At 63.5% G+C, this 12673-nt stretch carries 10 protein-coding genes and 1 pseudogene; 5 read left to right on the forward strand and 6 right to left on the reverse strand.

Features of this window, described 5'->3' with window-relative positions; translation table 11 throughout:
* Positions 1-238: 238 nt before the first annotated feature.
* The 5 genes from Q0629_RS01840 (at position 239) to Q0629_RS01860 (ending at position 5650) form a co-directional block, all read left to right on the forward strand.
* Entirely contained in the window at positions 239-952 is a 714-nt protein-coding gene (locus Q0629_RS01840) for a GntR family transcriptional regulator (protein ID WP_298778205.1), read from the forward strand.
* Entirely contained in the window at positions 949-1290 is a 342-nt protein-coding gene (locus Q0629_RS01845; RefSeq protein WP_298778210.1) for a TIGR04076 family protein, read from the forward strand. The genes Q0629_RS01840 and Q0629_RS01845 overlap by 4 nt, the downstream gene beginning before the upstream one ends.
* An 85-nt stretch (positions 1291-1375) precedes the next feature.
* On the forward strand, positions 1376-3331 hold the full coding sequence (locus Q0629_RS01850; protein ID WP_298778212.1) for a S9 family peptidase: 1956 nt from the start codon (positions 1376-1378) through the stop codon (positions 3329-3331).
* Between the two features lie 156 nt (positions 3332-3487).
* Positions 3488-4693, forward strand: a complete 1206-nt coding sequence (locus Q0629_RS01855; RefSeq protein ID WP_298778214.1) for an FprA family A-type flavoprotein — start codon at positions 3488-3490, stop codon at positions 4691-4693.
* A gap of 15 nt (positions 4694-4708) precedes the next feature.
* The gene (locus Q0629_RS01860; protein WP_298778216.1) at positions 4709-5650 is read left to right on the forward strand and encodes a lysylphosphatidylglycerol synthase transmembrane domain-containing protein; all 942 of its coding nucleotides are present in this window, start codon (positions 4709-4711) and stop codon (positions 5648-5650) included.
* A 48-nt stretch (positions 5651-5698) separates the two neighbouring features.
* On the opposite strand, the gene galU is transcribed toward Q0629_RS01860, so the two are convergent.
* The 6 genes and pseudogenes from galU to dnaE all read right to left on the reverse strand — a co-directional run.
* A complete protein-coding gene (gene galU / locus Q0629_RS01865) occupies positions 5699-6574 on the reverse strand; it encodes a UTP--glucose-1-phosphate uridylyltransferase GalU (RefSeq protein ID WP_298778225.1) in 876 nt (291 codons plus the stop codon).
* Between the two features lie 50 nt (positions 6575-6624).
* Positions 6625-7974, reverse strand: a complete 1350-nt coding sequence (gene glmM / locus Q0629_RS01870; protein WP_298778218.1) for a phosphoglucosamine mutase — start codon at positions 7972-7974, stop codon at positions 6625-6627.
* 11 nt (positions 7975-7985) lie between these two features.
* A complete protein-coding gene (locus Q0629_RS01875) occupies positions 7986-9137 on the reverse strand; it encodes a CdaR family protein (protein ID WP_298778220.1) in 1152 nt (383 codons plus the stop codon).
* Positions 9138-9248: 111 nt separating this feature from the next.
* The gene (gene cdaA, locus Q0629_RS01880; protein ID WP_298778221.1) at positions 9249-10100 is read right to left on the reverse strand and encodes a diadenylate cyclase CdaA; all 852 of its coding nucleotides are present in this window, start codon (positions 10098-10100) and stop codon (positions 9249-9251) included.
* Between the two features lie 31 nt (positions 10101-10131).
* Entirely contained in the window at positions 10132-11883 is a 1752-nt protein-coding gene (gene pyk / locus Q0629_RS01885) for a pyruvate kinase (protein ID WP_298778223.1), read from the reverse strand.
* Positions 11884-11943: 60 nt separating this feature from the next.
* Positions 11944-12673 (reverse strand): annotated as a pseudogene (dnaE, locus tag Q0629_RS01890) (DNA polymerase III subunit alpha); the annotation flags it as partial.

Raw genomic sequence — 12673 nt, forward strand, 5'->3', positions numbered from 1 at the left:
CCAATCCCCACGCGCTTCGCGCGGCCTGATGAAGTTTCAGGCACTGAAGGGAGCCTATACGGTTGCCAGTTCTCAACAACTTAATCAGTGTTTCCTTAAAAAGGGGCGTTTGCGCCACCTTCAACTTTCAACGGCCGAATAAAAGCCGGACGAAAGGGGGCATCATGCACTATAATGGGGGAAGAAGGTTTTGGTTTGACGTCGCTGCAATTTTTTCTGAAGGGAAGCTGCGATCGGCATGAGTGACACCAATGCTCATTACGAGTCACTGGAACGACTCATTCCAGTACACCTGAAGGACAACCCGGCCCCCTATTATATCGCCAACATCCTGAGGGAGGCGATCTATCGGGGCACTCTTCCGGAGGGCGAGTCCCTGCATCAGAGCCAGCTGGCGGAACGCTTGAAGGTCAGCCCCATCCCCCTTCGCGAGGCCCTGCGCCTGCTTGAGATGGAGGGCCTCGTGGACTTTCGCGGGCGGCGCGGCGCCGTGGTCACGGGCCTGACCCTCGCGGAGATGCAGGAGATCTACGAGATGATTACGGCACTCGAAGTTTCCGTCCTGCGCATCGCCTTCCCCAACATCCAGCCTCCTGCGATCCTGGAGGCCGAGGCCATGCTGGACAAGATGGAGAGGGAAACGGACTGCATCTTCTGGCGGGAGCAGAACCTCGTCTTTCATAACCTGCTGTACGACGCCGCAAACCGCCCCAAGACCCTGGACCAGATCGCTCTCCTGCGCCAGCAGGTGGACCGCTACATCAGGATTCACATGTCCCTCATCCGGGAGGAGTCCCAAAAGCAGCACCGACAGATACTGGAAGCGGTGAAAGCCCATGACGTCGCGGGGGCGTTGGCGTCGCTGACGAGCCACCTCGAGTACACGTCGCGCACCCTGCGGGCCTGCGTCCGGAGGACGAAGAGCAAAAATCACGGCAGGGAAAAATCATGACGAGAGAGGAAGTGCGAACCGTGGAAGAAAAGGGGGCGCCGAGAACGGGCCGGCCGCAGATACTCCTCACGCTGGTCGAAAAGCGGGGGCCGTGCGGCTGCCATCGCGGGCACAAGGTAGGAGATACCTTCGACTTCGACCGGGACCGGGGGAAGCTCTGCCCCATGGCCCTGCACGCGGGCTTCCCCTACATCGACATCCTGCGCTACGGAGGAACGATCCCGCCCTGCAGGAGCACGGGCGGCGTCGCCTTCTGTTGTCCGGACCCCGACGTGGTCAACGTGTTCAGCATCTCGGTGAAGCAGGCCGATGAGACCGCCTCGAAGGCCTGTCCCTGAAGGGGAGATCGGGGCCTGGCCCACGTGAAATTTATTTTAAGGAAGCGCTGTCAGGCTTCTCTAAATTGATGGAGGAACGACATAGATGAAACGACCCGTTGAACAAAAGGACCTTTTGGACTTCCACTTTCTTGCGGCACCGACGTTCTCGCCGGACGGCGAGAAGATCGCCTTTAAGGTCAGCCGCGCGGACGCGGAGAGCAATGGCTACCTCAAGGACATCTGGCTCCTCAGCCTGCCGTCGGGGGAGGCGCGCCGCCTCACCTCCTCGGGCTGCGAGGAGTGCTTCTGCTGGAGCGAGGACGGCACATCCATCGTCTTCGCGTCCAAGCGCCCCGCCGCTGCCGACCGCGGGGAGGAAAAGGCCGTCACCCGCTTTTACTCCATCGGCATCGACGGCGGCGAGGCGACGCCGCTCTTCGAGGTCCCCCACGCGGTGTCGGCCATCCGCGCCCTGAAGGCCGGTCGATACCTCCTCACGGCAAACTTCGACCCCGTCTACGACAATCCGGAGAACGCGGACTTCATGGTCTTTGAGCAGGTTCCCTTCATGGCGAACGGCAAGGGATATATCGGCCAGAGGCGCGTCGGCCTGGCAACGTGCGACGCCTCAGGCAGGCTCTCCCGCCTGACCCCGCCCACGATGGACGTGACCCGCGTCGAGTTGAGTGCGGACGGCGACAAAGCGCTCGTCGTAGCCTGCGACTATAAGGACGTAAAGCCCCTTGAGAACAGCGTCTACATGCTGGACCTCAACACGGGGAACCTTCGCCTCCTCTCAGGGGCGCTGCCCTTCACCTTCAAGTGCGCCGTCTGGAGCGGGGAATCCGTCGTCCTCACCGCGACGGACCACAAGGCGATGGGCGTGAACGAGAACCCGAAGATCTGGCTTCTGGAGGACGGGGAGATGCACTGTCTGACGCCGGAGCTGGACGTCAGCTTCGGACACGCCATCGTCGCCGACACGAGCTATGGCTGTCGGGACCACGAGGGCGCGATCGCCCCCTCAAAGTCCCTCGGAATGATCGCCTGCTCCACGGATGCCTTCAAATCGCGGCTCTACGCGCTGGCGCAGGACGGCCGGCTGAAGGTGTTGACCCCTGCCGTTTCCTCCGTGATCGACTGGGACGTCCACGACGACAGGATCGCCTACGTCGCCTACGAGGAACTGCACCTGCCGGAGCTCTACCTCTATCAGGAGGGAAAGGAGAGGCGGTTGACCTCCTTCAACGACGCCTTCTTTGAGGAACGCAGGCTGTCGCAGCCCATCCACATCACCTTCAGGGCAGGCGACGGATGGGAGCTGGACGGATGGTACATGCGCCCGGTCGATGCGCGCGAGGGGGAGCGCTGCCCTACCGTTCTCAACATCCATGGCGGCCCCAAAGCGGCCTTTGGCGATATCTACAACCACGAGATGCAGTGCTGGGCCGCAAGGGGGTACGCGGTCATCTACTGCAACCCCAGGGGCGGCGACGGGCGCGGCGGCGCGTTCAGCGACATCCGGGGCCGGTATGGCGACATCGACTACCGCAACCTGATGGACTTCGCGGACTGGTGCGTCAAGAACCTGGACTTCATCGACGCATCGCGCATGGGGGTGACGGGAGGGTCCTACGGCGGCTACATGACGAACTGGATCATCACGCAGACGAATCGCTTCAAGGCGGCCGTTTCCCAGCGGAGCATCGCAAACTGGATATCGAAGTTCGGAGGCTGTGACATCGGCTATTATTACGTCGAGGATCAGCACTTGGGGACCCCCTGGCGGAAGCCGGAGACCGCGTGGCGCGAGTCCCCCGTCGCTCACGCCGACAAGGCGGACACGCCGACGCTCTTCATCCACTCGACGGAGGATTTTCGCTGCGAGCTGAACCAGGGCTTCCAGATGTTCACGGCGCTCAAGGTCAACGGCGTCGAAGCGCGCATGTGCGTCTTCAAGGGAGAAAACCACGAGCTCAGCCGCTCCGGCAGGCCCCGGAACCGACTGGCCCGGCTGCGCGAGATCGCGGGCTGGTTCGACCGGCACCTCAAGGCGTGACGCGCGCCTCGCGAACGACGCCCTTAACGACGCGACTTCCCCGTGAGGCCGCGTCGTTTTTTTATTGTACAATGTACGAGGGCGCCCCGGCTCCGCAGGGCTAAGGGGGCGTTTGGGCCGTTTGTTGAAGGGATTTCCGGAAAGAGGGGCTTTTTAATGTACAAGGCGATACTGGTCAATAAAGATACGTGGTGGGTTGGCGTCAACGATTGCTCGACGGAGCGCTTCGAGGCGTTGTGGTCGTTGCCCAATGGGGTTGCGTACAACGCCTACGTCGTCCTGGGAGAGAAGACGGCGGCCATCGACACCGTCAAGGGCCCATGGGGCGACGAGTACTCGCACAAGCTGGAGGAGGCGCTGGGAGGCCGGGACCTCGACTACCTCGTGGTCAACCACATGGAGCCGGACCACTCCGGGCTGATCCTGGAGCTTCGCAGGCGCTGGCCCGACCTTCAGATCGTGGGCAACGCGAAGACCCTGCCCCTCCTGAAGGGGTATTATGGAGTGACCTCCAAGACCCTTGCCGTGGCGGACGGCGACACGCTGGACCTGGGAGGGCACGTCCTGAAGTTTGCGACGATCCCCATGGTTCACTGGCCGGAGAGCATGGTGACCTTTGACGCATCAACGGGGGTGCTCTTCTCCAACGACGCCTTTGGCGGCTTCGGCGCCCACGAAGGTGGACTCTTTGACGACCAGCGGGAGCGCCCTCGCTGGGAGGAGGACATGCTGCGCTACTACGCGGCGATCCTGGGGCGGTATTCGAGCGGCGTTCAGGTGGCCCTGAAGAAGTTGGGGGGGCTTCCCATCAAGAACATCTTCCCCGCACACGGCACGCTGTTCCGCACCGACGCCCAGCAGGTGGTAGACCTCTACGACCGTTGGAGCCGATGCGATACCGAGCGCGGCGCGGTGGTCGTCTACGGCTCCATGTACGGCAACACGCGGCGCATGGCTGAAGCCGTGTGCACCGGCATCTCGGAAAGCGGCGTCAAGGAGATTCGCCTGTATGACGCATCCCGCACGGAGGCAGATTTCATCCTCCGGGACATCTGGCGCTACTGCGGCCTGGCGCTACTGAGCTGCACCTACAACATGCTGCTCTTCCCTCCCATCGAGGCCCTCTGCTCCAAGCTGCTCAACCGGATGCCGAAGAACCACGTCCTGGGGATCGCGGGCAGCTACAGCTGGGCCAGCGGCGCGTTCCCTGCGCTGCAGGCGTTTGCGGAAAAGGCCAGGCTTGAACGCGCGGAACCCGACGTCGAGGTCTTCACCTCCCCCACTGCGGAGGACCTTGCGCGGTGCGAGGCGATGGGGAGGGACCTGGGAACGAAGGTCATCGCTCAAACGCAAAAACGGTAAAACGGGCTGCGTTCGATGCGCCTCAAGCGCCTCCTCCCGGAGTTCCTGCGCTTCGGGGTTTCCATCCTGTGTCTGATCTGTGCTTTCCGGGGCGTTCCGCTGTCGGACCTCTGGGACCTTCTGTGCCGACTCCCACCGCTCCCGATCGCCGCGGCGGTCCTGACGTCGTTTCTGGCCTACGCCGTCATGGGCGTCCGGCTCATGGGCATGCGTCGTCCGCCCCTCGCCTTTCGCTCGACCTTCCCCGCCTCCCTCGTGGGGCTGGCGGTCAACAACGTGCTGCCGGCCAAGGCGGGCGAGGCGGCCAAGGCGGCGTGGATCGGACGCGACGCGGGCATGAAGCTGGACGAGGCCATGGGGCTCATCTTCTTTGAGCGGTTCTTCGACGTCAACATGCTGACGCTGCTCAGCCTCTGGTTTATGGTGAAGGCGGAGCAGCAGCGCTACGCGCTTCCGCTCGTCGCCTGCCTCGCGGCAGGGTGGCTGTTTCTCCTGGCGCTCCGGGCCCGCCCGGCCTGGCGGCGCCATCTGGAGCGCCTCCCCCTTCCCGGAGGGCTGACTGCGTTCCTGGCGCGCTTCCTGGATGCGGTCACAGCACAGATGACGCCTGGGCGCATCCTCTGGATGCTGTGCAGTTCCGCCGCGGTGTGGGCCCTCTACGCTCTGCAGGTCGGCATCGTCCTAAACGGCGCCGCAGAGCTGGGGCTCCGCTGGACCGACGCGCTGGGCGTCTTTGCGCTGAGCAGCCTGGGGATGCTCCTCCCCTCCTCCCCCGGAGCCCTCGGCGTCTATGAGGCCGTTGCCGTTGCGGCCCTGACGTTCTATGGAGTGCCCAGGGACCAGGCCCTGGCCGCGGCGCTGGTGGATCACATGGTGCAGTTCATCCCCGTCACGGCGGCGGGGGGGCTGGTCCTGCTCCTCTGCCCCTCGAAGGAGAAAGGACAGGCGCGGGCCTGAAAGCCCGCGCCTGCGCGTTTCAAACGTCCCCTATCCTGTGTGGGGGTCCTAAAGGGCTTCCTTTACGAGGTTCAGGACGACGTCCCTCAAGGAGGGGTCTTCCAGGGCGAGCTGTACGTTGGCCGCCAGCCATCCCGCCTGAGTTCCGCAGTCAAAGCGGCGCCCCTCATACACGACGCCCCACACCGGTTCCACGGCCACCAGCCGGCGCAGGGCGTCGGTCAGCTGGATCTCCCCGCCCGCTCCGACCTTCCCCTCCGCCAGTAGGGGGAAGATCGAAGGCGAGAGGACGTAACGCCCCATGATGGCGTAGCGCCCCGGAGCGTCCGCCAGAGCGGGCTTCTCCACCATGTCGTGAATGCGATGCAGCCCGTTTCCCATGTCCTCCGAGCTCACGATGCCGTAGCGGGACACGTCCTCCGGAGGCACGAGCTCCAGCGCCACGACGCTTCCCCCAAGGCGCCGGTGCGCCTCGATCAGCTGGGCCATGACGGGGCGTTCGCTGATAAAGACGTCATCCGGCAGGAGGACGCCGAAATACCCGTCGCGGCAGAAGGATTCCCCGCAGAGCACCGCGTGCCCAAGCCCCAGGGGTTCCCGCTGGCGAACGTAGAGGATGTCCGCGAGGTTCGATATCTTCAGCATCATCTCATAGAGCGCTTCCTTGCCTCTGGACTTCAGGAGCTGCTCCAGCTCAAAGGAACGGTCGAAGTAGTCCTCGATGGATCGCTTCGCGCGTCCCGTGATCATGATGATGTCGGGGCAGCCCGAGGCGAGCGCCTCCTCAACGCCGTAGGAGATGATCGGGCGGTTGACCAGTGGCAGCATCTCCTTGGCTAGCTCCTTGGTGACGGGCAGAAATCGCGTTCCCAATCCCGCTACGGGGAACAGGCACTTCGTTACCCTGGACCTTTGATCTATAATCTTTCCCCTTCCTTTCGTTCCGTTTCATTGGGGCTGGCGGGATGCTGCGCTCAGCAGATGTCCCGCAGCTGCTCGATCAACAGGTTCGACATCTCCTCGACCAGCGACAGCTCGCTGGCCTCGACGAGGATCCGCAGGAGCGGCTCCGTGCCGGAGGGGCGGATGAAGATGCGTCCCCTGCCCTCTATGCGGGCCTGGGCTTCCGCGGCGATGTCGTTGATGCGCTCCAGGTCCAGCTGCTCGCGGGACCTCAAGGTCAAGTTGGAGAGCTTTTGAGGGTATCGGCCAAAGCGGTCCACCAGGGTGTCCACGTCCTCGCCCAGTGCACGGACCGCGTTCAGGAACAGGAGTGCGGTGCAAAGGCCATCCCCCGTGTTGGTGAAGGCATCTGCGATGATGTGTCCCGACTGTTCCCCACCCAGGCGGGCCCCCTCCCGCAGCATCGTTTCGAGCACGTACCGGTCCCCCACGGGGCAACGAAAGACCCCAATGCCCTCGCGCTTCAGGTGTTCCTCAAGGGCGATGTTGCTCATCACCGTCATGGCGACGCCGCTGCCCAACAGCCCCTCCCCGGCAAGCCACCGCGCCAGCACCCAGAGGACGATGTCGCCGTCGATCACGCGGCCCCGCGAGTCCACAGCCAGCGCCCGGTCCGCGTCCCCGTCGAAGGCGAATCCGATCCGACACCCGAAGTCCGTGACGCAGTTTCCGATGTGGCGCATGTGCATCACGCCCACGCCCTCATTGATGTTCATCCCGTCGGGGTCCGCTCCGATCAGCCGCCACGCGGCGTTCAGGCGTTCGATGAGCGTCGGCATCACCGTCCCCGCCGCGCCGTGCGCGCAGTCGAAGACGAGGCCGGACTTCGTCGCCTCGTGGTCCTTCAGCAGGGAGGCGAGGTGCTCCGCGTAGCTGTGGACGATGTGCGGGATCTGGCGGACCTCGCCGACGGAGGCGCCCGTCGGGCGCCAGTCGTCCGTGAGGTTGTCCCCGATGTACTCCTCGATGCTCAGCTCGGAGTCGTCGGACAGTTTCCTGCCGTCGCGGTCCAGGAACTTGATGCCGTTGTACTCCGCCGGGTTGTGCGAGGCGCTGATCACCGCTCCGCCGTCCACCGTCAGACGACGGACCGCGTAGCTGACGCCGGGCGTCGGGATAATGCCCAGAGAGAGCACCTCCGCGCCCGCGGAGGTCATGCCGGCGGACAGAGCCCCCTCCAGCATCATGCCGCTGCGCCGCGTGTCGCGCCCCAGGACGATGCGCGGCTTGGGCGTGCCCCGTTCTGCCAGGAACAGGATGAAGGCCCGGCCCAGCCTCAACGCCATCTCAGGCGTCATCCCTCCTTTATTCGCAACGTCACGGACGCCATCCGTGCCAAACAACACTCTCTTGCTCTTCATAAAGGACGACCTCACCATCTTTTCGGATTTTCAGCCGCGTTAACGGTCACCGTAGAGGGTTCGATTCTTACCACGCGAAAATCAGCGGAGGCGACCTCGGCCCTGAGCGCCAGGTCCACCGGAGTGATAAAGATATTTGAAAGATCGACGTACAGGCTCAGCCCCACGCTTTCCGGCGTGACCTCCTCCACCCGAGAGGGCGTCCCCTCGATGATGACGGCAGCGGAGGCCGGTGAAACGACCCACTGGTCGGCCTCCGATCCACGGACTTGAATGGGGACGTTGGCCAGCTGTTTTCCGGCCTTCAACTCACCGAGCGTCACCGTGAGGCGCACGGACTTCACCCCGGACAACTCCGCCCCCTTTGGGGCGCGCAGGGGGACGATGAGCGTCTGATCCGCAGAGAGAAGCGAGATGTCCACCGTTTCCGTATCCACCGCCGTAATCTTCGCCAGGACGGAGGAGCGCCCCTCGACCTGGGCCTCCAGCGGGTCCGTCAGGACGGACTTGACCTCGTGGTCCCGGTCTGGGTTGCCGCTGAGCCTTGCGTTGATCGGCACCATCTTCTTCGGAAGGCCGCGCACCAGGGCCCCCCGGACCCTCGCTTGTGAGGGCTCCAGGACAACGCTGTCCTCGAAGGGCTCCGATTGGACGAACTTGACGGGCAGGAGCAGCTCCTTCCCCAGCTGCAGTTCGGCGACGGTCGGCATCACCTGCAAGGCCCCGACCTTCGCGATGTCCCCCTCGGACCCGCGGACGGTGACCTCTTTGGGCAGCACCTCGACCCCCTCCAGGTACTGGCCCTCCGGCACGTCCTGCGGCAGGGCAATCTCGACGGGCATGCGCCGTGAGGCCTGGCGCACGGGCTCCACTACGACCTGAGAGGGCACGCAGGAAACCAGCGTGATGTCAGGGGGAAGGCTCACGTTGACGTTCTGCGTGTAGCGGATGCCGCCGACGAGGTTCTTGGCGTCCACGAAGCAGGATACGAGACCGTAGTCGAGCCTCGCCATCGCCTTCTCTGGGCCCCTGATCTCCACGTCCACCTCAGCGACCCTGCTGCGGAGCGTCAACTGGGAATCCAGGAAGCGGTATTCGAGAGGGGAGGAGAACTTTTGCGTCACGTAGATGCCTTCATCGTTTTCCGTAACGTAAAACCACATCAAAATAGCCGTGGCAACGGATATGGCCCACAGCGCCCATGGCGAGGTCAAAATTTCATCGATTCTTCTAGCCGATTTCATGATATGCCATCCATCCTGTGTCCGTTCTCCCTAAGACCGGTCGCTGTGGTCTTCGTGCAGCTGCCGGGTGCTGGGGTCCCAGAGCAACTGTTGGAAGCTCTGCAATCTGTCCCTCCAACTGCGGAACGTCGGTTCGCCCACGAAGTAGTGCATCAGGAGCTTCTCCACCTGAGCGTCCTTGAGGTTCTTTGACAGGTGCCCCTTGAAGGCGAGGGATATCTCTCCCCTCTCCTCGGAGACCACGAGGACAATGGCGTCGGATATCTCCGACAGGCCCAGCGCCGCCCTGTGGCGCGTCCCGTACCAGCGGGATATCTCAGGGGCGTCGATCAGAGGCAAGTAGCATCCTCCGGCGATGAGGGAATAGCGGTTCATGATCAGGGCGCCGTCGTGCAGGGGGTTGTCCTTCCAGAAGATGGAGATGATGAGCTCCTGGGTTATGTTGGCGTCCAGATGCACTGCCGTATTGTAGTACTCGCCAAGCCCCGTCTCCTCCTGAAGTACCAGGAGCGCTCCAATGCGGTGCACCTTCATGTAGCCGAGGGCCCCCATGATGTGGCGGACGCGCTGCTCCGCCACATCCCGGGGAAGTTGACGCTGCCAAAGGTTGCCGCGCCCGATCTCCTCCAGCATCTTGCGAAGCTCCGGCTGGAAGACGATGGGGATGGCGAAGCTCAGCGCCCAGAGCGATTGGCCGATCAGCCACGAGACGAGACGAAAGCGGAGCATCGACGCCAGAGCCGAAAAGAGGACAAGGATCAGCACGCCCTTCAAAAGCTGCACCGCCCTCGTCCCCACGATCAGCACCAACAGGCGGTAGATGATCAAGGAGACGATAAAAATGTCAAGAAACGTCCTGGCATCGGACCATATTGAACTCATCTTCTCAGCCCAATTCTCTATCGATTCTTCCTTAAATGACGAGCCGGACCTTGCCGCGATAGATCAGGCCCTTCGTCCCGTCCACCGTGACGATGTCCCCGTCGGCAAGCGTGGCGAAGGCGTCCATCACCCGGATGACGCAGGGCAGGTTGTAGTCGACAGCGAGGGAATTGCCGTCCGCAACGAGCATCCCGCTCTCGGAGATCAGGGCACCCACCTTGTCCAGGACGGGACGATAGTCCTCGGTGATCTGCCGAACGACGAGGACGCAGCCCGGAGTGACCTTCTCAAGGGCCTCCTCCGGCGTCGTGGCGATGCAGATGGGGCCCGACATGTTCTTGTTCAGCAGGGGGATGCCCGAGAGCAGGACCGTCCCCGTCGTCAGTACCTCCACCATGTTCGTGAAGCCGGGCTGGCCAAGGGGGACGCCTGCCGTGATGACCACCAGCTCCCCCTCCGTCAGGAGGCCGTCCTGAAGGCACTTGTTGATGGCTTCGCGGGCGGCCACGTTGACGTCGTTCTGCTCCACCAGGCGCACCGGCTGCACTCCCCACCAGAGGGCCAGTTCGCGCCAGGTCTGCTGCAGCGGCGTCAGCCCCAGGATGGGGCACATCGGCCGGTGTTTGCTGATCATCTTGGCCGTTGAGCCGCTCTTCGTCAGGGAGAGGATGGCGGAGGCCTGCACCCGTTTCGAGATCAGGACCGCGGCATCGCTGACGGCGTCCGGCACTCCCATCACGGACGCCCCGTCATGGAAGGGCACCCCCCACATCCCCAGCTCCCGCTCGGTCCGATCGACGATATGGCGCATCGTCGCAACGGCCTGAACCGGATAGCTGCCGGAGGCCGTTTCTCCGGAGAGCATCACGGCATCCGTCCCGTCCAGGACGGCGTTGGCTACGTCGCTGGCCTCGGCCCGCGTCGGGCGCGGGTTCCGGATCATGGAGTCCAGCATCTGCGTCGCGACGATCACCACCTTGCCCTTCGAACGGCACAGCCCGATGATCCGTTTCTGGACGAGCGGCACGTCCTCCGTGGGAATCTCCACGCCCAGGTCGCCGCGGGCCACCATCACGCCGTCCACGACGTCGATGATCTCCTCGATGTTCTGTACGGCCTGATACGTTTCGATCTTGGCCAACAGCTTCATGGCCCCGCCGCAGCTCTTCACCAGCTTCCGCACGTCGAGGACGTCCTGTCGGGTCTTGACGAAGGAGACCGCCAGGTACTCCATCCCGTGCTGGATGCCCCAGGCGATGTCCTCGCGGTCCTTCTCCGACAGGGCGGGCAGGGAGATGTCCGCCCCCGGGATGTTGACGCCCTTCGTGTCCTTCAGGACCCCGCCGACGATCACCTTGCAGACGACGTCGTCGCCGTCCACCCTCTCCACCTCCAGGCGCAGGGAACCGTCGTCGATGAAGACGCTCTGCCCCGGCGTCACCTCGTCGGCGAGCAGCGGATACTTCACGTGAATGCGCTTGGGGGTGCCGATGCACTCCTCCTTGCCCGTCAGGACGATCTGGCTGCCCTGCTCCAAGGGGATCGCGCCGTCCTGCATCTTGCCCGTCCGAATCTCCGGCCCCTTCGTGTCCAGCAGGGCCGCGATGGGCTTTTTGACGTCGCGCTCCACCTGCCGGACCAGCTTCAGTTTTTTCTCGTGTCCCTCGTAGTCGCCATGGCTGAAGTTCAGGCGGGCCACGTTCATCCCGGCGTCGGCCATCGCCTTTAGCGTGTCGTAGTTCTCGCTGGCAGGACCTATCGTACAGACGATTTTCACAAACATGTTCCATTCACCTCAAAAGATGTTTCAGATGCTCGAAAGAACCGGATGTCCCGCACAAGCTCAATCTGCGCTCAAGCACACCTCGATCGCCTCGGCCGGAACGGCCTCGAGGAGGCGCTCTTGCAGGCGTTCCGGCGACCGCGCATCGACCCGAAAATCGTTCAGATACAGGACGCAGGCGTCGTGATCGTCCCGCAGCTCCAGGAGGATGGGCGAGGCTCCCCGGCATCCCCTCAGGGCGCGGGCAAAGTTTTTCACGTCGAACTGAGGGACCAGATTCACCCGCAGCTTGATGCGCACGATCTGGGGGTCCTGCTCCGAGAAGTCGGACAGCGGCGTCAGCTTGTCCAGAAGCAGCTGTTCGCGGTCGTCCATCTTCCCCTCGGCAACGCAAGGGACTCCAACCCTGACGCTCTCCTTTATCTTTGCCCAGGTCTTGGGGAAGGCCACCATGGAGATGCTGCTCTCGGAGTCCTCCAGAAGCAGCACGCCCATGAGGTCCCCCTTCTTCGTCGTCTTCTCCGAAACCGAGAGGATGAGCCCCCCCACCCTCGGCGCCGTCCTCCCCCTCCACAGGGGAAGCTCCGCGATCGAGCAGTTGGCGTACTTGCGGACCTGTGCCTCGTAGCTGTCGAAGGGGTGTCCTGAGATGTAGAGCCCCGTGACCTCTTTCTCATACTCCAGCTTATCATAGATTCCATATTCCTCGACGTCGGGGAGGTCCGGCTCCGGCTCGCTGCCCGAGTCGCTTCCAATGGCGTCGAAGAGTGAGAGCTGATCCCCGCCGGAG

The organism is uncultured Fretibacterium sp., assembly GCF_938030725.1.
In the GTDB taxonomy this organism is placed as follows: Bacteria; Synergistota; Synergistia; order Synergistales; family Aminobacteriaceae; genus Fretibacterium.